The organism is Bacillus sp. AFS098217, assembly GCF_002551815.1.
Classification (GTDB): domain Bacteria; phylum Bacillota; class Bacilli; order Bacillales; family Bacillaceae_G; genus Bacillus_A.
In genome coordinates this window covers 1-20,817 of record NZ_NVPR01000078.1, presented here as the reverse complement: position 1 = coordinate 20,817, position 20,817 = coordinate 1, and the positions used below count along the sequence as shown (strand labels likewise).

The 20,817-nt window shown below is 34.2% G+C and carries 24 protein-coding genes and 1 pseudogene; 8 read left to right on the top strand and 17 right to left on the bottom strand.

Features of this window, described 5'->3' with window-relative positions:
* Positions 1-7 precede the first annotated feature (7 nt).
* A complete protein-coding gene (locus COO03_RS19950; RefSeq protein WP_097898834.1) occupies positions 8-391 on the bottom strand; it encodes a VOC family protein in 384 nt (127 codons plus the stop codon).
* A 337-nt stretch (positions 392-728) separates the two neighbouring features.
* Between COO03_RS19950 and COO03_RS19945 the strand changes: the two genes are divergently transcribed.
* On the top strand, positions 729-977 hold the full coding sequence (locus COO03_RS19945; protein ID WP_097898833.1) for a DNA alkylation repair protein: 249 nt from the start codon (positions 729-731) through the stop codon (positions 975-977).
* 51 nt (positions 978-1,028) lie between these two features.
* On the opposite strand, the gene COO03_RS19940 is transcribed toward COO03_RS19945, so the two are convergent.
* The 6 genes from COO03_RS19940 to COO03_RS19915 all read right to left on the bottom strand — a co-directional run bounded on the left by COO03_RS19940 (position 1,029) and on the right by COO03_RS19915 (position 4,266).
* A complete protein-coding gene (locus COO03_RS19940) occupies positions 1,029-1,757 on the bottom strand; it encodes a CPBP family intramembrane glutamic endopeptidase (RefSeq protein WP_097898832.1) in 729 nt (242 codons plus the stop codon).
* A gap of 24 nt (positions 1,758-1,781) precedes the next feature.
* Positions 1,782-2,318: a DUF2812 domain-containing protein gene (locus COO03_RS19935; RefSeq protein ID WP_097898831.1), complete on the bottom strand. Its 537-nt coding sequence runs from the start codon at positions 2,316-2,318 to the stop codon at positions 1,782-1,784.
* Between the two features lies 1 nt (position 2,319).
* Complete coding sequence (locus COO03_RS19930) at positions 2,320-2,643, bottom strand: PadR family transcriptional regulator (protein WP_097898830.1); 324 nt, start codon at positions 2,641-2,643, stop codon at positions 2,320-2,322.
* A gap of 161 nt (positions 2,644-2,804) precedes the next feature.
* Complete coding sequence (locus COO03_RS19925; RefSeq protein WP_097898829.1) at positions 2,805-3,104, bottom strand: putative quinol monooxygenase; 300 nt, start codon at positions 3,102-3,104, stop codon at positions 2,805-2,807.
* Between the two features lie 67 nt (positions 3,105-3,171).
* Entirely contained in the window at positions 3,172-3,810 is a 639-nt protein-coding gene (locus COO03_RS19920; protein WP_097898828.1) for a nitroreductase family protein, read from the bottom strand.
* 27 nt (positions 3,811-3,837) lie between these two features.
* Positions 3,838-4,266 carry a MarR family winged helix-turn-helix transcriptional regulator gene (locus COO03_RS19915; protein WP_097898827.1) on the bottom strand — a complete coding sequence of 143 codons (429 nt, stop codon included), beginning with the start codon at positions 4,264-4,266 and terminating at the stop codon, positions 3,838-3,840.
* A 290-nt stretch (positions 4,267-4,556) separates the two neighbouring features.
* Between COO03_RS19915 and tet the strand changes: the two genes are divergently transcribed.
* Positions 4,557-6,542 carry a tetracycline resistance ribosomal protection protein gene (tet, locus tag COO03_RS19905; protein ID WP_097898825.1) on the top strand — a complete coding sequence of 662 codons (1,986 nt, stop codon included), beginning with the start codon at positions 4,557-4,559 and terminating at the stop codon, positions 6,540-6,542.
* Positions 6,543-6,754: 212 nt separating this feature from the next.
* On the opposite strand, the gene COO03_RS19900 is transcribed toward tet, so the two are convergent.
* The 8 genes and pseudogenes from COO03_RS19900 to COO03_RS19870 all read right to left on the bottom strand — a co-directional run bounded on the left by COO03_RS19900 (position 6,755) and on the right by COO03_RS19870 (position 13,131).
* Positions 6,755-7,738, bottom strand: coding sequence for a DUF4003 domain-containing protein (locus COO03_RS19900; protein WP_097898824.1), 984 nt, complete (start codon positions 7,736-7,738; stop codon positions 6,755-6,757).
* A 167-nt stretch (positions 7,739-7,905) separates the two neighbouring features.
* On the bottom strand, positions 7,906-8,373 hold the full coding sequence (locus COO03_RS19895; RefSeq protein WP_097898823.1) for an NUDIX hydrolase: 468 nt from the start codon (positions 8,371-8,373) through the stop codon (positions 7,906-7,908).
* A gap of 118 nt (positions 8,374-8,491) precedes the next feature.
* The gene (locus tag COO03_RS19890; RefSeq protein WP_097898822.1) at positions 8,492-9,280 is read right to left on the bottom strand and encodes an SGNH/GDSL hydrolase family protein; all 789 of its coding nucleotides are present in this window, start codon (positions 9,278-9,280) and stop codon (positions 8,492-8,494) included.
* Positions 9,281-9,722: 442 nt separating this feature from the next.
* Positions 9,723-10,490 (bottom strand): tyrosine-protein phosphatase, encoded by a 768-nt coding sequence (locus COO03_RS19885; RefSeq protein WP_141523193.1) that lies wholly within the window; start codon positions 10,488-10,490, stop codon positions 9,723-9,725.
* 57 nt (positions 10,491-10,547) lie between these two features.
* Positions 10,548-11,252 (bottom strand): CpsD/CapB family tyrosine-protein kinase, encoded by a 705-nt coding sequence (locus COO03_RS19880; protein ID WP_097898820.1) that lies wholly within the window; start codon positions 11,250-11,252, stop codon positions 10,548-10,550.
* Positions 11,242-11,988 (bottom strand): YveK family protein, encoded by a 747-nt coding sequence (locus COO03_RS19875; protein ID WP_097898819.1) that lies wholly within the window; start codon positions 11,986-11,988, stop codon positions 11,242-11,244. The genes COO03_RS19880 and COO03_RS19875 overlap by 11 nt, the downstream gene beginning before the upstream one ends.
* 232 nt (positions 11,989-12,220) lie before the next feature.
* Positions 12,221-12,316 (bottom strand): annotated as a pseudogene (locus tag COO03_RS27175) (tyrosine protein kinase); the annotation flags it as partial.
* Between the two features lie 344 nt (positions 12,317-12,660).
* Positions 12,661-13,131 (bottom strand): GNAT family N-acetyltransferase, encoded by a 471-nt coding sequence (locus tag COO03_RS19870; RefSeq protein ID WP_097898818.1) that lies wholly within the window; start codon positions 13,129-13,131, stop codon positions 12,661-12,663.
* Positions 13,132-13,448: 317 nt separating this feature from the next.
* Here COO03_RS19870 and COO03_RS19860 point away from each other — a divergent pair, with 317 nt between their 5' ends.
* From COO03_RS19860 to COO03_RS19850, 4 genes are all read left to right on the top strand, one after another.
* Positions 13,449-14,426 carry an ornithine cyclodeaminase family protein gene (locus COO03_RS19860; protein ID WP_097898817.1) on the top strand — a complete coding sequence of 326 codons (978 nt, stop codon included), beginning with the start codon at positions 13,449-13,451 and terminating at the stop codon, positions 14,424-14,426.
* Positions 14,427-14,485: 59 nt separating this feature from the next.
* Positions 14,486-15,127 (top strand): HD domain-containing protein, encoded by a 642-nt coding sequence (locus COO03_RS19855; protein WP_097898816.1) that lies wholly within the window; start codon positions 14,486-14,488, stop codon positions 15,125-15,127.
* 625 nt (positions 15,128-15,752) lie between these two features.
* On the top strand, positions 15,753-15,911 hold the full coding sequence (locus COO03_RS27170; protein WP_154724607.1) for a response regulator aspartate phosphatase: 159 nt from the start codon (positions 15,753-15,755) through the stop codon (positions 15,909-15,911).
* 262 nt (positions 15,912-16,173) lie between these two features.
* Positions 16,174-16,401, top strand: a complete 228-nt coding sequence (locus tag COO03_RS19850) for a hypothetical protein (protein ID WP_097898815.1) — start codon at positions 16,174-16,176, stop codon at positions 16,399-16,401.
* A 312-nt stretch (positions 16,402-16,713) separates the two neighbouring features.
* On the opposite strand, the gene COO03_RS19845 is transcribed toward COO03_RS19850, so the two are convergent.
* Complete coding sequence (locus COO03_RS19845; protein WP_097898814.1) at positions 16,714-17,100, bottom strand: spore coat protein; 387 nt, start codon at positions 17,098-17,100, stop codon at positions 16,714-16,716.
* Between the two features lie 567 nt (positions 17,101-17,667).
* Between COO03_RS19845 and COO03_RS19840 the strand changes: the two genes are divergently transcribed.
* Positions 17,668-18,120 (top strand): NUDIX hydrolase, encoded by a 453-nt coding sequence (locus tag COO03_RS19840; protein ID WP_097898813.1) that lies wholly within the window; start codon positions 17,668-17,670, stop codon positions 18,118-18,120.
* A 32-nt stretch (positions 18,121-18,152) separates the two neighbouring features.
* Here COO03_RS19840 and COO03_RS19835 read toward each other — a convergent pair whose 3' ends face one another.
* Positions 18,153-19,064 carry a DMT family transporter gene (locus COO03_RS19835; protein WP_097898812.1) on the bottom strand — a complete coding sequence of 304 codons (912 nt, stop codon included), beginning with the start codon at positions 19,062-19,064 and terminating at the stop codon, positions 18,153-18,155.
* Positions 19,065-19,190: 126 nt separating this feature from the next.
* Here COO03_RS19835 and pdxR point away from each other — a divergent pair, with 126 nt between their 5' ends.
* Positions 19,191-20,633: a MocR-like pyridoxine biosynthesis transcription factor PdxR gene (pdxR, locus tag COO03_RS19830; RefSeq protein WP_097898811.1), complete on the top strand. Its 1,443-nt coding sequence runs from the start codon at positions 19,191-19,193 to the stop codon at positions 20,631-20,633.
* Positions 20,634-20,817: the final 184 nt, after the last annotated feature.

The window sequence follows — 20,817 nt, the reverse complement described above, 5'->3', positions numbered from 1 at the left end:
TCTCCTTCTACTCTAATGAACTACAAATTTCAATATAGTTACCATCTGGGTCAGAAACATAAGCAATCGTTTGTCCCCATGGTTTCGTTATTGGTTCCACTAATACCTTTACACCTTGTTCTCTAAATCTCGAAATTGTTTCGTTAACATCTTCCACAACAAATCCAATTTCAAAGTTAGAGGATTCTGATGTATCATTTGGGATTGATAATCCTGTTAACTCCCTTACGTCCTCTCTACTATTCATCGCTAAAATAGTGGCACCGGTATCAAATTCAATGTATGTACCATGTTCACCTTTTATTGGTAACTGTAAAATATCTTTGTAAAATTGTAGACATTCTTCATAATTCTCTACGTATAAAATGACGTATTTCATTTTTAAATTCATTCTCATTCCCCTTTCAAATCCCCTTCTAAAAATTCGACAAAAGGTTTAAAAAACCTTGTTTCTATCCAATTATAAATAACAAAAAAATAAGACCGATTTCTCGGTCTCAAGCAAGTTGGCATAAAACAGGAGATTGGTTTGGGCATAACCAGTTCATACACTAATTATATTTTATTTTTTCTGAATTTTAAATATCTTAAGGTACAATACTATCCTTATTCATATTGAGAAAGTTTTTAACAACAACTGCATAAACCAAACGAAATTCCTATAGCACCTTATTTTTTTGAATAAATTCCTGCTATTTAAGAAATGCTACAAATGGAGGTGTATACATATGGAACCAATGCTTTGTCCAAATTGTAAAACAAACCGCACTCGCTTTAATATTCTTGAGCAACAAGTAAAACCAGTAAAGCTCAATCCACAAACTGGTCAAATTGAAGAAGAATACACAAACGAAACATTGAATGCTTTTCATATGGCCTATCATGGACCTACATACCGTGTGCAATGTGCCGTATGTGGGCTGGTTGAAAATCCAGAACAGTTTATTAAACCTGCACAGAATCAATCTTTCTCATAAAAAAGTTGCTTGTTTTTCAAGCAACTTTTTCGTTTTATTCTTCATATATTTTTAAGCCCTCTGTAATATTCCTTTTCCCTTCAATACAAATAATCGAACGGATGCAAATAAATCGATTGCCATATGTAGCAGTATAGATGGATAAATTGATTCTGTTATCACATATAATCTTCCCAATAGGAAACCTATAATCATTGTTCCGATTACACCTTTCCAGCCTTGATAAACATGTGCCAAACCAAAAATGACTGAAGAGATTATTAATACACCCATTATCGATAGTTCAGGAAACAATTTCGATAAGTAATTCATCATGAAGGAACGGAATAATAGCTCTTCTGTAATACCTGCTGTAATACAAATTAAAATCCAGAGTATGGATTCTTTATAATTCGTCGGAAGCATTTCTGAAAAAGTGCTCATTTGTTTTTCTGTATGGCTTTGAAACTTTTTACTTTTCTTCATAGCAATGAATGAAATGATCGTTCCAATACATGCTCCTATGAATATTGAAATCGTTCTTTCTTCAAAAGAATTGATACTTACAAAATTTATATCAGGTAGTTTCAGCCCATATTCCGCAAATGGAATATCAATCAGATATGATGTTATTAGCATAATGATCGTTAATCCCCACAATAAAATCATTGTCTTTATATAAAACAAAACTCGCGCATTTTGTTTTATTTGTATATCTTCTTGCAACCTAGTATACAAACACTTACCAATAATTCCGTCACCTAAGGCCAAATATAGAAATAATATAGTCAAAATGATCATTCCAGTAATCCCCTTATTACATTTTTAAAGAATTTCTTTTTTCAACTTTTTTATCTTCCAAAACAGTCTTACAAATATATAAACGTACATACACCCAATAAACCCCATCATACTTTTAGCCCAAATCGGAACCGTAACCTCTGAAGGTTCTAAGAAACTTGGATACATTCCAAGGAGATAAATCGCAAAGAAAAGAACTAAAACTTTTAGCAAATCCTTAAATCTTTCAATTTTCGTTTCTTTCTCAGAATAAATATCAGGCAGTTCGTTATCATCAATTACCTCTTTACAAAAATAATGCCATTTCGTAAAGCTTGTTACATACTTCCATCCAGACATCTCATATATTTCAAGGTATTCTTTTTGATTTACTAGTGAATTTCGATAATCAAGTTTAAAATCTGCCTTATACACAACATCCTTAGGCTCTGTTTTCTTAAATGTATACATCAAGTTATAGTTTTGTAATGCCCAGCCCTCTCGATGCATTTTTCTTAAGTACGCTTCTTCTTTTTCTAAGTTCCACGCTGTAAATAACTTAAATGTTTTCTTGATTTCCATGTTATGCTTCCTCTCTTAAAATACTTTTTCCATTTTGAACAGAACGTTGCAACCGTTTAAATTCAAGCTCTAACACTTCTCTACCAAACGGAGTTAATACGTAACATTTTTTTCTATCTGTGGATGCTACTTCAACAATCAACTTTTCTTTCAATAACTTTGTCGTATTCCCATATAACGTACCAGGTCCGAGCTTTACTTCCCCATTCGTCATTTCTTCTACCATTTGCATAATCCCATAACCATGCATAGGTTTTACTAATGACAGCAAAATGTAATATGTCGCCTCTGTTAATGGGATATATTTCTGCGCTTTTTTATTCACTATAACTACCTCCGATACATCGACATATGATATATCGACTTGCGATACATCGTGTATTGATATTTTATAATTTCATTCCAAAAAATGCAAGCAAAAATAAAGTGACTCCTCGCCTACTCTAAAAGAGAGTTAGCGAGGAGTCACTTATTGTGTTGAATTTCTTATTTACTTTGCACTGGTTGTCCATCAAAAACTTTAATATCTAATGGAGCCGTTAAAAATTGGTTTGCTTTACTAACGAAAGAAGTAAAATGTTCACTTACATTATGGCTAGCAACTGCTTCTGCATCTTGCCAAATCTCTACCATTGTATAAACACTTTCTTTTTCAGTATCTTTATATAAATCATATGATACGTTTCCACTTTCTTCTCTTGAACCATGAATTAACGGTTGAATTTCTTCTAAAAATGCTTGTTGTTTTGCTGGATCTACTTGAAATACTGCGTGAATAATAATCATGGTGCTTCCCCTCTCATATTACACTTGTCTTTATAAAATCACATAATTTTCCTGTGACTATATAACATTACTTCCACTGGGCAATTTTGTCAATTGGAAGACGGACTGATTTATATCCACTGTCAGCTGCTTTTCCGATTGAGATTAGCATAACTGGTACATAACGCTCTTTATCTAACCCGAAAATTTCTGCGATTTTATCTTTTTCAAAACCACCTATTGGACACGTATCATACCCATGAGCACGAGCTGCTAACATCAGTTGCATAGATACAAGACCACCATCAATTAAAACTGTATCTTTCATCACTTCTGGTGCAACTGTAGAGAAATAAGCGGAAAGTTTTTTCATCTGATCTTCTTTCACTTCAGCTGGCATATAGCCACGTTCAACTGCTGTACTATAAATCTCTTCAGCATTATCAAAGTTTTTTAAATCACCAAATACAGCAATCATTGCTGACGATGTCTCTACTTGCTGCTGATTAAACTTAGCAAGCGGAGCAAGTGTTGCTTTTCCTTCTTCACTATCAATAACAAGAAAACGCCATGGTTGCATATTAACTGATGATGGTGCAAGTGTTGCCTCTGTCAAAATTTCTGTCATTTCTTCTTTACTAATCTTCACAGCTGGATCATATTTACGAATTGAACGACGTCCTATAAGAATTTCTGTAAAATCATTTATTTTTGTTACGTTACTCATAGATGTAATCTCCTTTTTATCTCATATTTAGACTTCTTTAATATTTTCTTGAATGTGATTTAACATATTTAAAAGGTTATCTCGCTCTTCTTCACTTAAACCTTTTAGCGCTGAAGCTGCAAAACGCTCTTTCTCTTCTTGAAAGGCATGAATTTTATTTCGTCCATCTTTCGTAAGAGAAACTAGAGTAATTCTGTTATCATCAGGATTTTTACGTCTTGTAATCATTCCATTTGCTTCAAGCTGCTTTAAGTGCCTTGTAATCGCAGCATTATCAATATTCACTTCTTTTTGAAGTGCTTTTTGACTGATTTCTTCTACTTCATATAACTGATGTAACAGCTCAAGCCTTGATTGACTAATACCTGTACACCCTTCAAATTTTGAACTTACTTCTTTATTAAGAAAGTGTAATTTATATAAAATAATCGCTTCCTTCGAGCATGAACTTGTCAATTTACCCCTCCTTTGCAAATGGATCACACAATTAATTGACATATCAATTATTGATATGTCAATTAATATAACGGATAACAAATTAAAATGCAATTATTTTGTTTTTCCCTATTTCATGTTTCGCATCCCCCTTACTAAATTTTTAAAATTCCGCACTTAATTACGTTACAAATAATGGTAATTACCCTATAATGAAGGTATTATAAACGACTGGAGAGTGATTCTAATGCGGCAATTTAATAAAAGAAATGAGGAATTCACTATGAAAAACGAAATGAGGATTATCATACATGAAAACAATAAATATAGGGATTGTAGCGCATGTAGACGCTGGAAAGACGAGTTTGACTGAGCGTATTCTTTATGAAACCAATGTAATTCAGGAAATTGGCCAAGTAGATAAGGGTAGTACGCAGACAGATTCGATGGAGTTAGAAAAACAACGCGGGATTACCATTAGAGCATCTATCGTTTCATTTTTTATAAATGATCTTAAAGTAAATGTAATTGACACACCTGGTCATGCAGATTTTATTGCTGAAGTAGAGCGATCTTTTCGTGTTTTAGACGGAGCCATTTTAGTTATATCAGCAGTTGAAGGCATTCAAGCACAGACCAAAATTTTAATGAGAACTCTACAAAAAATGCGTATTCCGACAATATTATTTGTAAATAAAATTGATCGTAGCGGTGCTCAAACTACTAAAGTTATCCAACAAATAAGAGAAACTCTTACCAATCAAGTACTCCCTTTATATAAAGTGAAGGATGAAGGAACAAAGCATGCATGTATAATTCAAAACGAATTACGTGCCGAGACAAATGAGACAATATATGATGAATGCATAGAACTTTTAGCACTTTATAATGAATCTTTACTCGAATCATATGTAAACAGTGCAACATTAACCGAAACAACTCTAAAAGAAGAATTATTGAATCAAATTCAACATGCAAATGTATGTCCAATCTTTTTCGGTTCAGCTATGACTGGTATGGGAGTCCCTGAATTACTTGAAGGTGTCTCAAACATGATTTCACAAAATATTTCGACTGATCATTCAGACGACCTTTTATCGGGAGTTGTTTTTAAAATTGAAAGAGAACCTTCTGGAGAAAAAATTGCTTATGTACGAGTATTTTCTGGATGCTTACATGTAAGGAAATACGTCGAAATAACACGAAAAAAGAATCGTACTGAAATCGTCTCACACAAAGAAAAAATAAAAAAACTTCATATATTTCATAACGGAAAGGCTGTTCACTGCTCTACTATTAGCGGAGGAGAGTTTTGTAAAGTATGGGGGTTAAGTGACATTAAAATAGGTGATGTAATTGGTACAATGTCACATAGAATAAAAGAAATTCACTTTGCCGATCCCCAAATGGAAGCGACAATTGAAGCGAGACCAAAAGAAAAAAATCATGACCTATATCAAGCACTGATGGAACTATCTGAAGAAGATCCACTAATCAAAGTACTAAAAGATGATATTCATCATGAAATCTACATTCGACTTTTTGGTGAAGTTCAAAAAGAAGTCATAGAAACAACTTTAAAGGAAAAATATAATTTAGATGTTTCCTTCTCAGATACAAAAATTGTATGTATAGAAAAACCAATTGGAACCGGAAATGCACTAGAAATAATGGGCGAAAAAAATAACCCTTTCTATGCAACAATTGGTTTTCAAGTTGAACCTGGTATCTTTGGATCTGGCATTACTTATAACTTAGAGGTCGAGCTTGGCTCATTGCCTTTAGCGTTCCATAAAGCGATTGAAGATACTGTATTCCAAACGTTAAAACAAGGTTTATATGGATGGGAAGTTACCGACATCGTTGTAACTTTAACGCATACCGGTTATGCAAGTCCGGTAACGACAGCTGGTGATTTTAGAAAACTAACACCTCTTGTCTTAATGAATGCTTTAAAGCAAGCTAGAACGACCGTATATGAACCAGTAAATGAGTTTGAATTAACAGTTCCTACAAATTCAATTAGCAACGCACTGTATAAATTATCGGCAATACATGCTGTTTTTACAGAACCTGTATTGCATAATGATTCCTTTTGTTTAACAGGAACATTACCGATGGCCAAAACAGAGAATTTTAAACGCGGCCTGCACTCTTTTACGGAAGGTGAAGGTGTCTTTATCGCTAGACCTTGCGGATATAGCAAAATCGAATCAAATTTCCCAACGCGAAAACGAGTAGATTATAATCCACTTAATCGAAAAGATTATTTACTGCATGTGCTTCGTGCTTATTAATGTAGAATATAAAACCGGCGGACAGTAATTATATTAAAAAACGTTTTAGACTATACAAAAAAGCATTAAACTGTTAAAAGATAGTTGAAGACTGAAAAAGTCGATTGTCAGGCAGACAATCGACTTTTAATTTAGGTATGATGTATGTAACCCTTTTTGGAAAATCTTAAATATAGCGGCGGTGCGCTTATATTCATACAGCAAATTGCACGTTATGAACTACTGCTAGCAGAAGTTGCTGCAGAGGAAGCGGTAATTGCTGCTATCATGGCTGCCTGCTGCGCCTGTATAAGGACCTCTATCATTGTTTGTAAGCCTGTGTTGGCAGTTTGACTTTCCGTACCTTTCTGACTTACGAATAGTTGAATAGCAATAAGAATATTTGCATCCGTATGCCAGCGGAATTGCTTGTCCCCCTGCAATTTTTCAATGAATGCCCGAACAGAAGCGACCTCTTTCTCTCCATCCTCAAGCAACGCTAGTAACCCGATAGCTGGATAATGCATCTGTTTCACTTTTATCTTTTCTTGTCGCATCATGTTCCATATGTTTTTATATCGTGCTACTAAAATATCTTCGTTGACATCCTTCTTTAGAGAAAGAATATGACTTAAAAATTGAAGATTATTCCCTTTGTACATACCAGCTGCTGCCAGCTTCTGATAGAGACGTTCCACTCGATCCATAAGCGTCTCTACTTTCTCTGATTGTCCTGCTAGTAAAACAGCGAGTGGATAATCATCTGCACTTGTAAGAAAGAAGTGATCCTCTTTCATGCGTTTATATACTTGCAGCGACCGCTGAATGCGTGTATCATATTGTCCCTTGTCTTCTGGTAAAAGCACAGCTGCTGCCAGATAAGTGAATATACTCCGGCTAAAGCCACCAGCAACCAATCGTTCATATAAATCTAGAAACTGCTGAAATGCTTCTTTGTAATGTGTAAAGTGAATATCTAATGTTGCTGCAACCACAAAGCGATGATAGGACTTTAAATATGAAAACATTCCTACCTGATCCTTAATATAACTACTAATTTCTAAAAACCGCCCAAGATCAAATGGCTTATCGCTGCCTGCATACATAGCAGCAATCATCATCCCTGTCCGAGAATCACTAGTTTTCCACCTTAGTTCTCCCTTCAACTGTGCATATATGTATGTATACTGCTCCAGCTTGTGTTCCAATGTAATCATAACAGTCCCCCCATTTTCTTGTGCTTCTCTTCTATCATACTATAATTCCATATTTAGGAATACCGTTTTTAATACAGCATTTGTAATCACATACTTTACTTGGTATTACCTCCATAATCCCCCTATTAATTATAAGTCAAGTTCCCTTCCCGTCTTCCTATCTCTTTTTATTCACTCCTAACAATATGTTCCATATGAATAGGTAAATCCTTCACTTTATCTTTTAGAAAATCCGGTTTCAAGTTATATTCACTTATTCGTTCTAATGGAACCCATTGAAATACATACCTTCTGCCATCTTCTTCAAGAATAAAAGTATCCTCTCCTTTTGCAGGCAACTCCAGCAAATTCACTTCATAATAAAAACTAATTTCATGGAACTGCTGCGAATCATATGTAAAGAAATTTTCAACCGTCCATAAGAGCCTTTTCACATCAACATTTACTCCTAGTTCTTCCTTAAGTTCTCTTTTCACTGCCACTGCACTGTGTTCTAGCATTTGTACTCGGCCGCCTGGTACATACCAGAAATCTTCTCCTTCATTTTGAATCATGAGGATTTTATTTTCTTGTTTGCATATTGCACCAACTCGGTAGTTAAAACACGTTTTCTCTAATTTGAATGTAAGATCCATTATTATGTGCCACCTTCATATAATTTGAGATTGAACTACTAAACTATTTTATTTGCAAGTTGTTGTTTACAAGCGATGATGATAAAAACTAGGTAATCGTATTGACAAACAAATAAACTTATTTCGCTACAAAATAATTTGTTACATATTGTGCCCAAAGCTCATGTCCTTTAGCGCTTGGGAAACCAAATTCTTCTTGTAAGTATGGCAAAATCTCTTTTGTTGTTGGATCCGGCCATACTTCCCAATGATTCACATAAGTATAACCATTTTGCGTCGCAAATTGTTTTAACGCTTCAATGGCCTTTGGATAATTTTCCGCATTATACACTGGATTTGGTGGTTGAATCATAATCGTAGCACCTTCTGCACTATTAGAAAGCGCTTGAACAAACTTCTGTGTATTTGCTACAGAGTTTCCATTACCACTTTTACTGTTATCAGTAATGAATGGAGGCTCAAACAAAATGACATCTGGATTTGCTTTTGCAATATCTTTATCACGTTTATTCGTAATTAATTCCTCTGTACTTTCATCTTTATATTCTTTCACCGTTACATTCCATAAACCTTTACCGTAAGAAGTATCTAAATTAGCTGTTAACTTAGCCGCCCAAGTATCTTTTTCAGATGAGGAAGCTTGATCACCGACAATAACAAGATTTACAGCCTTCTTTAACCTCTCTTTCACTGCATCTGGTAATTTTTTTGCATATTCTTCATTAAAAGCTGTTTTTGCATCCTGTTTCTTCTCTGCTTTTTCTTCTTTCTTTTCCTTACTATCTTTCACTTCACTTGTTTGCCTTGTCGCATTTGCAACCTTCTTATTCCAGTGCAATTTCCCACTCACAATAGAAGCGATAAACAGTACAACAATAACTAGGACAAGTACTGCTTTCTTATTCATCGATCCACCTCATCTATTAATCTCATATAATATTCATATACACCCACGCAAAAACAAACCTAATTCCTTCCAAAAAGGAGTTAGGTTTATAAACATTACTTCGTCAATTCAAGATGTGCTCTTAATTTATTTGTTAAATCTTATTTTGCTTGATCTCGAACATAATAGTACCAAATACCGTCAGCTGCTGGAATAATTGCTTTTCTTACTTTTTTCAATTTCAGCCCCTTCCATTTGTTTATTTTGATATAATAATAAAAAACCTATCGATAGAGTCATAGTTATAACTCCATGGATAGAGTTTCTATCGTAAATAAATTATGGGCATCTAACCCACCCTCACATCATACTCCTAACGACGAGCGTCTAAGGTAGGTTTCTACCCACAGCACGACCGAGTGCCTCCATTGATAACGGTTAGGAGACATCAACAGTTTTTCGTTTAAAAAATACCAAATAGTTTCTTACGACGAATTTGTTCTGGTTCTTCTTTATAAATCGTTTTGCCACTTATCAATAAATAAAGATTTTCTTTTAATTCATTCATGATGTTTGTCCCAAGTTCTTTTTCAATCATGTCATATCCTGCTCCCAGGTGAAATCCTCTTGATGTTGTGTTATGAGCATCTGATGCGATCATATGTGTTAAATTATGTTCAACAAGTTGTAAGGAGAATTTTTTAATTTTTTTCCCAAAGTTACCAATAAGACTTCCTGCCGTTACTTGTGTTAATGCACCTTTATTCACAAGATTATATAGCTTATCTGGCCGCTCGATTAACTCCGCATTACGCTCTGGATGAACGATAATTGGAATTATTCCCTTTACACATAATTCATATAATAATTGTTCTGCATATCTTGGTACGTGATTAGATGGAAACTCAATTAATATATTTTTATTCGTTTCATTTAAAGTGACGATTTTACCAGTTTCATAATCTTCTAATAAATTTCCGTATAATCTAACTTCTTGTCCTGGTAAGATTTTTAGTGGAATATAGTGTTGTTGCAGTTCATGATTTAATTGTTTTACTTGGTGAATAATCGTAGTACGTTCATTTATATATTTTCCATTTTGATGGTGTGGCGTTGCAACAATTGTATGGATTCCTTCCGCTACTGCTACTTGTGCCATCGCTAAACTGTCCGTCACTGTTTGAGCCCCATCATCAATACTAGGCAGAATATGACAATGTAAATCGATCACTATTTCCATCCTCCTTTCAGAAAAGAGATATGCTTCTAACATATCTCGTCTTTTTTATTAGTTAGCACCATGGTAATAATATAAGCTTTGCTCACGTTCACAATCGTTTAGAACAACACCTAATAGTTTACCTTTTGCAGACTCTAGCAATCCTTTCGCTTTTACAGCCGCTCCTTTTTCTGTCGATTCACTACGAACGACAAGAACAGATGCATCACATTGATTTGCCATAATTTGTGCATCTGTTACAGCTAAAATTGGTGGCATATCAATGATCACTAAATCGTACATACTATAGGCTTGTGTAAGTAATTCTTGCATCGACTTCGAACCTAGCAATTCTGCCGGGTTTGGCGGGATTGGACCACATGATAAAAAGTGTAAGTTATCAACGGATGTTTTTTGTATACACGTTTCGAGATGTTTGCTCTGTGTTAACACGTTCGTTAATCCGAAGATGTTATCGACCTGGAACATTTGATGCAGCGCTGGTTTTCGCATATCGGCATCAATGAGTAATACTTTCTTTCCTTGTTGAGCAAAAACAACTGCCATGTTGGCCGCTGTTATTGTTTTCCCTTCACCTGAGTTTGCAGATGTTACGATTAATGATTGAAGGTTTGTATCGACAGCCGCAAATTCAATATTTGTACGAATGTTACGATATTGTTCAGAAATTGGTGACTTTGGTTGCTGATGAGCAATCAGTTGACGACGTTGACGATGATTTTTTTTCTTTTTAAATAAACTTTTAAGAACCAATTGTTTGTCCCCTCACTTTTCTTAATGATGGAGCATGTGATGATCTGCCTGTTTGTATCTCTTCATCCATATGCGTGACATTACCTAGAACTGGTAAACCAAGTAAATTCTCTACATCTTCTTCTTTTTCCACTGTGTTGTCTAAGTATTCCAGTAAGAATACAAGACCAACTGAAGCCATTAAACCAACAACGAAAGCGATCGCAACATTTAACATTGGGCGTGGCTTAATTGGAGATTGGTTTTTAGCAACTTCTGCTTCAGATAATATAGTGACATTATCAACGCTCATAATTTTCACAACTTCAGTTTTAAAAACCTCAGTTACCGTATTGGCAATATCACGAGCTAGTTTCGGGTCTTTATCTTGTGCTGTTACAGTTACAACTTGTGAATCTTTTTCATTCACAACTTCAATTTTCTCATTTAAATCTTGAGTTGTTACATTTAAGCCCAGCTTTTCTTTCACTTTATCTAAAATTACAGGACTTTTAATAATAACTTTATATGTATTCGTCAATTGAATATTTGATTGAATTTCACCCAATTGGATTGCTGTTCCGTCTTGCTTCTTCTGATTCACAAGAATTTGCGTTGAAGATTGATAGATTGGTGTCATAAAGAAAAAGCTAATGATAGCACTTACAATAGCTGCACCAAATGCGATTACGAGGATCATTGCTAAGCTTTTTCTTAACATATGAAATAACTCTTTTAAACGAATTGTTTCTTCCATAAGTCCCTCCAACCTTTTGAAATTTTTACATAAGAAAATTATTACATGAATTCTTATATTTAATATTAATAATTTCCCCTTACTATTTTTATTACAACCAATGTAATTCTACAATATACCCCTATTTCCTCTAAAATTCCCATCAAATTATGTAATCTATATAAGATATTACAAGAAAGAGACTGGTAAATTGTTATCATTTATCAGTCTCTTTTATCCCTTAATAATATGCCTACTGTACTTGATCTTGCTTTCTATCATTTAAAACTACACCAAGTAACTTTCCGGATGCTTTATCTAATATTTGCTTTTCCTTTTTCTCTTTATTACAATATTTCATCTTCCCTGTCATATCCCTTTTATCATAATCAATCATACTAACCCTTTATCCTCAATAAGCGTCGCAGTAATATGATAAAGATGCCCTCTTTTTCATAGCTTTATTATTTATCTATATATTTCTTTACTTGTAAAGTATTCATAACGTCATTATATATAAGCTACCATTATTCATCAATAAAATTCCGAATAATCTGTATTTATTGAACCAGATAAAAAGATCTACTAGTAAAAAAGGGCTGATCGCTATAGCCCACAACTTCCTCAAACAAGCGAAAAAGAACTGCTCGTCTGAGGAATGAAATAAAAAAATAAATCTAACATCACTTTTAGCTAAATCCTCTTCACAAACAAAACCCTACTCCCTCCATTCCCATCATAATTTGTATGTACTGATACTCCATCTACCTCTCCATCACCTGTTTCAATTTCAAATCCAATATCCTGATGAAATTGAATCGATTTTTTATTTACTGGCGAAGTTATCGCTCTCACTATATGACGATTATTTGCACGAGCTACATCGAAAAAATGGGAATATAGCGTAGAAGCAATTCCTTTTCTTCGATACTTTGGATTTGCACCAATAAAATGAACATATGCTTCATCTGTATATGTTTGTGAGAAAAATCCGCATAAAAAGCCTAGTGTTTCCCCATCCTCTTCAATAATAAAACTTGTCTCTTGAAAATGAACGAAGAAAAGTTTCGGCAACATATCCGCCATATTTCTCCCGCCCCACCAATCGTTAAGAACGGAATGAATCGTTACGTAATCTTCCCCTTGAATGTTCCTTACTTTCATTTCACTCTTCCTCTCACTCTATTATTTCCTAATTCATACCTCTAACCATTAGATGAATGCAAATACCCCCTATTACATGAAACCATTCTATTCTAATGAAAAGCATCACTTTATAATATTTGCTACTAATAATATTACTTCCTCCAAATTTAAAATTTTGACATATAAAAACATTTTTTATAAAATATTTCAATAATTAGAATATTTAAAATAAAAAGAGGTGAAATGATGAATCAACAAAGTTCAATTCAAAAGAAAGCTTTAATAGCTAGTTTAATTGGCAGTTCTATTTTCTATTAAAAAGGAGGATTACCTAAATGATTCATATTACAGAAGAAATGGTAAAAGACACTTATAAAATGAAAGACTGTTTACAAGATGTAGAAAGAGCATTTCAATATTATATGAACAATGAAATTACGACACCTGTAAGACTGAATATACAGCACTCGCAAGAAGATGCAAACTCTCTTTATATGCCCTCTTATGTAGCTCCAATCGAATTTGCATCTACGAAAATCGTTAGTATCTTCCCTAAAAATACACAAAAAGGAAAAAAGGCACTGCAGAGCTTAATCGTCTTAACAGAAACAAATACTGGTGAGCATGTCGCAACAATTGAAGCTTCCTATTTAACGACGCTTCGCACAGGAGCAATGAGTGGTATTGCGACAAATCATTTCGCTCGTCAAGAATCTAAAATTTGTGCTGTCATCGGCTGTGGTGCTCAAGCACTTGGACAAATACAAGCTGTTATGGAAGTTCGTTCTCTCACTCGTATTCTTCTCGTTAATCGTACCATACAAAAAGCTTTTGAATTTAAAAATCATTTACTCTCCTTGTATCCAAATTGGAACGGAACCATTGAGATTATAGAATCAGCTGATGATGCTGTTGCAATGGCTGATATTGTAATTTGTAGTACAACTTCAACTACTCCTGTATTTGATGGAAAAAAATTAAGAAACGGTACCCATATTAATGGAATCGGCTCTTATCAACCTCATATGCAAGAGCTCGATTTTACAACATTACAGCGCTCCAACAAAATCATTGTAGATACATTAGAAGGCGTTCAGCACGAAGCTGGAGATTTTCTGATCGCAAACGAAAAAAACGGATGGGATTTTTCAAATATATACAGTGAACTTGGCGACATTATTATGGGTCATAAACAAGGACGGACAAACTCTGATGAAATTACTTTATTTAAATCTGTTGGGGTTGCCTTTTTAGATACAGTAGTGGCTAGTTCAATCTATCAAAAACATACGGAAAAGTTACCTGTAAACTGACTCGAATTATGCAATCGTTGTAAGAAGATATGATTTTTCAAAAGAGAAAGGATGACTTTATGAAATATATATTAGATAGGACCTACGCAAGAGAATTACTCGAGTGGGCATATCAACAAAACCCAGGTCCTTGGTTCGAACATTCAATTAATGTTGCCAATGCAACTGAAAACATAATTGTAGAACTTATTAAAAATGGGTATGATCTAGATGCTGACATAGCATACAATGCTGCCCTCCTGCATGATATAGGAAGATATAAAGGTTTTACCAAATCTGTTATTCATTCCTATGATGGTTATATTTATATGAATGATTTAGGATATGCAGGAAACGCCATTATTTGTGTGACGCATTCGTTTCCTTGCAAAAATGAACATATAGATATTGCAGCAGATTGGAGTCTTGTTCCTGATCATATGAAAAGTCGGTTGGTTGAAATATTGAATGAACATAGTGACTACGACTTATATAATAAAGTAATTACCCTTTGTGACGCTCTCGCTGATGCAGAAGGCTTTACTACTCTTGAAAAAAGATTGGTTTCAGTTGGTTTACGTCACGGAACAACCTCCCACACCTCTTTACATTGGAAGGGATTCTATACAATTAAGAAAGAATTAGAAACTTTAATTGGTAAGAGCATATACACACTTCTCCCCGGGGTAGAAAACTCAATATATAAAAATATTGAATATTAAAATAAATATTATTTCTTCAACAAAAGGGCGCAATTGTTGAACAAGAATTACAAGGGTGATACATATTATACATGACTAATATGTATCACCCTTTATTTTTTATGACTTTTTACGTTTTAGGTATAGATAAATTTAAAAGCTACATCTAGAAAATAACTTTCGTTTGGTAAATAAATGTGTATGTGGACCATCTGGATCATATAGAAATAAAGCCTTCTTAGCAACTGAATTAATATATATGTGATAAATAAAAGGCGCTATATTTTTTCACATAAGCATAGCTGCAACTTAAATACCTCTTTCATATTAAAACCTATCTTGATTTCTATTATTAAGTATTCCGCCACTACTCTACTTCTTTAATTCAAAAAGAAAAATCCTGTTTTAAATTTATACAGGATTTTAATCAAACCTTATTATTAATAATCAGACCTTGTATAAAGCTACAACATAACCTTAACTTGATGGCTATGACCCCTATGTTTTCATTTTTTAATATCTCTCAATATTTATCGGAATTTTCTGTATAATATTAAAAAATTCCGCATAATTACCTTAATCACATCTATATTCTGCTATTTTATTAATAAATAACAGAATATACCATTGGGATGGGGAGGATATTATGAGTGTTCCAGTACAAGAAAATGAACAGATTACACAGCTATTAAATGATTGTTATCAAGCAGTTTTAGCTCGCCAGGTACTAAAAGCAACAGCTTTAAAGGCCGAAATTGATACACATATAACGAATCTTAAAAATGAAAATGTAGAACAATATTAAGATCAAAACTTATTACTTTACTATGCACTACTTGATTTTAAATACAGGCTCTATATGACGAAAATTATAAGACTAGTCTAGAATCAGTTATTACGGCAGGCATTGAATATTTTGAAGCACAACAAATGTATGGCTTTATTGAAGAATATGCAGGATATCTTGCGAAACATTTTTATACTGAAGATAATCCTCAAAAAGCGAGCGTATACTTCAATATCGCGTACGACGCTAAACAAACACTTACAAAAAGGAGCGCATTAAAATGAAAAAATTATTACTTGGGTCTATTAGTTTTATCGCAGTATTAATCGTTGGGATTTCTACAACTTCCTATTCATCACTAGCTGATCACGGAAGACTACCTGGTCCAGCAACATCTAGCTTTCTATATTCAGAAGGACATACTGGCGGTATTAGTAAATTAGAAAGTCATGACCACACTGGAGTTGCTGCTGAAGGTAACGGTAGAGGTACTCTTCAAAACAGCTAATATTGTTGATCTTGATAAATGTTTGATTAAAAATCACTCTCAAATCTTGATTTTATTGCATATAAAAATCCATCGTTTTGAATAAACATTGATCAAAACGATGGATTTCTTCTATATTCGGTTACGTTAAGTTCGTAGGGATTAGCCTCCATACGACTAGCCAGCATTCACATCCAAAAACAAAGGTGAACAACTAAAAACCACTAATAATTAAAAAAACTTTTTACATAACAATTTAATCCTCCGTAGAAAACTACGAGGGGGCGATTTTTTCAAAGAGTATTCCATCTGAGATCTAATCAATTTATTTTCTCAAATGAAATTTTGAGGAAAACATTCACGAACACCAGAATTTCTTAATGAGTTAAATAAAGCTGCACTGATGCTTAATATAACATTGTTATCAGTTCCATCTTCTAAATCATAGATTGCAAAGTATGAATTATCGACTGTAAAAATACATTTTCGTTCTAATTTAAATCCAGGTGGTACAGTTGGAAGTGTAGTAACAGGTTCACACACTGGTGTGTCTCCTTCATCTCTGATAAAATCGAAAGTTTGCTCGTCAATTTCATAGATATTAACTGGATCAATTTCTACACCTTTATCTGGAACTGTAATTTCATCTTCAACTAATAGGAAAAAGCGTTCGTTTCGAAAATTGAAAAGACATCTCGCTCCAATTTCAAATGATGCCATTTTATATTCACCTCCCTAGCAACTTTTTCATAGATTTAAAGTTACTTTTACATAATATGTTAGATAAATAGATTTGGTTACGGCACGTACCTGCGGAAATTACTAAGTTAGGAGCCTCGCTGCATCGCTATCAAGCTAAGCTTATGTAAAATAGGTAACATCCTACTTGTATTTGTTCTTCTTGATTTTCCATCCATACACATAGAGCTTTACGATTCCTCAGCTCTTTCATCCAAGCTTATACACCCCTTTTATCAATGTCTTCAAAGAAAGACAATTAGTTCATATGATACGCTTTCCCCCTCGTTCAAAATGAATTCTCAAAAAGAAATGAAATGTTTATGATTGAATCCTCTTTCTATTTTTTCATATCAATCTAACGCTTTTGTATAGCATTTAACGTTCCAAAAACCACGAAAACATTTCATTATTTATGCAAGATCCAAATACCTTTTATTGCACTTCTTCTATACTTTTCAATTTCTAAGTATTCCCCTTAATATTCCTATTCTCTCTTTCAAATTCACTACTATATTTGATACATTAAATTAAAAAGGAGCCGCAATAATGAATACAAAACCATCTTTTGGCTATAAAAAATCGAATAAACAATATGTTTTACGCCCTAGTTGCTATGCGATCATCTTTGATGAATCCTGCTTAAAAGTAGCTGTTATCCAAAAAGGTACAAAATATTTCTTGCCAGGAGGCGGTATGGAAAATACCGAAACGCGGGAATTATGCTTACATCGCGAACTGTTAGAGGAATTAGGATGGAAAATAGAAATCCAACAATATATCGGCAATGCTGAACGATATTTTTATGCTGAAAAAGAAGGTATATATTATGTAAACGATGGTTATTTCTATATTTGTAACAAGGTCAATGAACACATTAATAGAATTGAAGAAGACCATATTTTACAATGGCTCTCCCCCTCACAAGCACAAAGACTGCTCATTCATCCTCATCAACAGTGGGCCATTACACAAGCTATTCTATTACAAAAGCAAAAATGACCCCTTTCCATAGAAAGAGGTCATTTTTATCATTAACTCACTTTTTTCAAATTGAAAGCTGGCTTTTTTGCCGCCCCTTTTTTCACAACATATAAACCGATAAATATAATAAGTCCACCAATTAATTGCATCATATTCATTCTTTCTCCAATTGTTACTGCCGCAAAAATGACCGCAAACAATGGAACAAGATACATATATACCATTACTTTTGTTGAACCAATTTTACTAATACCAACGTACCACATTGCAAGCCCAAAAACTGTTGCAAAGATGATTGAATAACCTAATGACCCCCAGCTTAATGTATCGGTTGGCCATGATAATGCACTAACATTAAATAAACAATAGATTACAAGCGGCACAATGCCAATTAATGTAGACCAAGAAGTTACACGCATTGCTGAGTATTTTGTAATAAGCGGCTGTGCAAGAATTGGATACCAGCCCCACGCAATGGAAGCCACTAATCCAATTAGATTTCCAAGCCATGCATATTCATATTCAGATTGATTCGTATGTCCTGTTAATAAAACAAGCGCTGCACCACTAAAAGATAATAAAGAACCGATTTGAATTTTCATGGAAAAGCGCTCTTGTTTGTGTAATACTGCTAAAATACCTGTAAAAATAGGTGACATCGCAATTAATAACGAAGCATTTGTTGCTGAAGTATATTTTACAGATAACATAAATAACGTTTGATACAACGTTGTTCCAACGATTCCAACAACTAATAGTCTTAACCAGTCTTTTCTTTCAATACGTAACGATCGTTCCATAAAAAATGTAATCAATAATAATACCGGAGATGCTACTAAAAATCGTAAACTATTGAATTGAATGGATGACATATACGCCACTCCATATTTTCCTATTGTATAATTCGCTCCCCATACTAACGCAACTGATACTAGGAGCCATTCCATTTGCCATCGTTTCACTCTAATCTCCCCTTCCACTATTTAGAATAGTAAAATTGGCTGGATATCACACCGTCCAATTGGCTGTTTTTTCACCCAGCCAATTTGCTATAATGAGAATAGATAAGAAATAAGGAGACATTATAAATGGAGTGGAAGTTAGATACTGACAGCAAGATTCCGATTTATCAACAAGTTGTTGATTTTATTGAAAGACGTATTATGTACGGAGAGCTTCCACCTGGTAGCTTTCTCCCTTCAGAACGAAAGTTAGCTCAACAACTCAATGTAAACCGCAGTACGGTTACAACTGCTTATAATGAACTACGTGCTATGGGAATTGTGGAAAGCTCAACTGGAAGAGGCACACGTGTAAGCACACATATGTGGGGCGTTTCTCCAACATTAACACCAAATTGGAGAGGGTTCGTAGAAGGCGGTACTTTTTTACCTAATTTACCGTTACTTCGCCATATTAGAGAGCAAGTGCAGCAAAATGAAAATATAATTGATTTCGCAAATGGAGAGCTTGGTTGTAATCTATTTCCTCATGAGCAGTTACAAACTATTTTACGAGAACAGCCTTTAACGCAATCGCTTAGCTACGATCATCCACAAGGCTACCTTCCGTTAAGACACGCCGTAGCAAAATATATGAGGGATCATCTAAAAATTGATGCAACAGAGCAATCTATTATGATTACTTCCGGTGCTCAGCAAGCTCTTCATCTTATTGTTCAATGTTTATTAAATCCAGGTGATGCAGTTGCTTTTGAAAGTCCGTCACATTGTTATTCGTTGCCCTTATTCCAATCTGCGGGTATTCGTATTTTCCCATTACCTGTTGATGAGCATGGGATTGATCCAGAAGATGTTCATGAGTTATATCGAAAACACCGAATTAAAATGATTTTTTTAAATCCAAATTTCCAAAATCCAACGGGTACGATGCTTCATCCGAACCGTAGAAAGAAGCTTTTATCACTCTGTGCAGACTTACGAATTCCAATTGTTGAGGATGATCCGTCTAGCTTACTAACATTAGAAAAGAAACAGCCTTGTCCTACTTTAAAGTCCATTGATGAGAATGGAACCGTTATTTATGTTCATTCCTTATCAAAAATGATTGCACCCGGTCTTCGGATTGGTTGGCTTGTTGCGCCGCAATCAGTAGTAGAACGATTATCAGATGCACGGCATCAAATGGAATTGGGAATGAGTATATTTCCTCAGTGGCTTATGCAGCAATTTTTTGAAACTGTTCCATTTGATACGCATATCACACAATTACGAAGGCAGTTAGCACAAAAAAGAGATGTCATTGTCGACGCCCTAAATTGTTACCTTCAAGATAAAATCTCTTTTTCAAATCCTGCTGGCGGTATTTATATATGGGGGAAATTAAAGCAGCCGATTAATGAAAAACAACTGATTATGCAAAGTTTAAAACAACAAATAGCCTTTATGCCTGGCAGCATTTTTGGAGCAAAAGATGGGTATATTCGTTTATCGTATGGAAAAGTGGATATCAATCAAATAGAGGACGGAATCTCTCGGTTACATGCCGCTATCAAAGTGTGTGAAAAGTAAATATATTTAGCATCGATGTCCCATAGATATAGAAAAGATTCCTTCAGAAGATCTGAATGTTAACCGTTTTGAAACAAGTTTGACTGTTTGTAAAAAAATCTAATCGTTTATAAAAAAGTTGCACCGTTTTGGCCCTTTTCGATTAAAGAATTCTAAATATGTTTTGATCAAACTCCCTCATTAA

Coding starts and splice junctions, on each gene's coding strand:
- COO03_RS19950 (WP_097898834.1), bottom strand. CDS start 391: ATGAATTTAAAAATGAAATACGTCATTTTATACGTAGAGAATTATGAA.
- COO03_RS19945 (WP_097898833.1), top strand. CDS start 729: ATGGAACCAATGCTTTGTCCAAATTGTAAAACAAACCGCACTCGCTTT.
- COO03_RS19940 (WP_097898832.1), bottom strand. CDS start 1,757: ATGATCATTTTGACTATATTATTTCTATATTTGGCCTTAGGTGACGGA.
- COO03_RS19935 (WP_097898831.1), bottom strand. CDS start 2,318: ATGGAAATCAAGAAAACATTTAAGTTATTTACAGCGTGGAACTTAGAA.
- COO03_RS19925 (WP_097898829.1), bottom strand. CDS start 3,104: ATGATTATTATTCACGCAGTATTTCAAGTAGATCCAGCAAAACAACAA.
- COO03_RS19920 (WP_097898828.1), bottom strand. CDS start 3,810: ATGAGTAACGTAACAAAAATAAATGATTTTACAGAAATTCTTATAGGA.
- tet (WP_097898825.1), top strand. CDS start 4,557: ATGAAAACAATAAATATAGGGATTGTAGCGCATGTAGACGCTGGAAAG.
- COO03_RS19900 (WP_097898824.1), bottom strand. CDS start 7,738: ATGATTACATTGGAACACAAGCTGGAGCAGTATACATACATATATGCA.
- COO03_RS19895 (WP_097898823.1), bottom strand. CDS start 8,373: ATGGATCTTACATTCAAATTAGAGAAAACGTGTTTTAACTACCGAGTT.
- COO03_RS19890 (WP_097898822.1), bottom strand. CDS start 9,280: ATGAATAAGAAAGCAGTACTTGTCCTAGTTATTGTTGTACTGTTTATC.
- COO03_RS19875 (WP_097898819.1), bottom strand. CDS start 11,988: ATGGAAGAAACAATTCGTTTAAAAGAGTTATTTCATATGTTAAGAAAA.
- COO03_RS19870 (WP_097898818.1), bottom strand. CDS start 13,131: ATGAAAGTAAGGAACATTCAAGGGGAAGATTACGTAACGATTCATTCC.
- COO03_RS19860 (WP_097898817.1), top strand. CDS start 13,449: ATGATTCATATTACAGAAGAAATGGTAAAAGACACTTATAAAATGAAA.
- COO03_RS19855 (WP_097898816.1), top strand. CDS start 14,486: ATGAAATATATATTAGATAGGACCTACGCAAGAGAATTACTCGAGTGG.
- COO03_RS27170 (WP_154724607.1), top strand. CDS start 15,753: ATGAGTGTTCCAGTACAAGAAAATGAACAGATTACACAGCTATTAAAT.
- COO03_RS19850 (WP_097898815.1), top strand. CDS start 16,174: ATGAAAAAATTATTACTTGGGTCTATTAGTTTTATCGCAGTATTAATC.
- COO03_RS19845 (WP_097898814.1), bottom strand. CDS start 17,100: ATGGCATCATTTGAAATTGGAGCGAGATGTCTTTTCAATTTTCGAAAC.
- COO03_RS19840 (WP_097898813.1), top strand. CDS start 17,668: ATGAATACAAAACCATCTTTTGGCTATAAAAAATCGAATAAACAATAT.
- pdxR (WP_097898811.1), top strand. CDS start 19,191: ATGGAGTGGAAGTTAGATACTGACAGCAAGATTCCGATTTATCAACAA.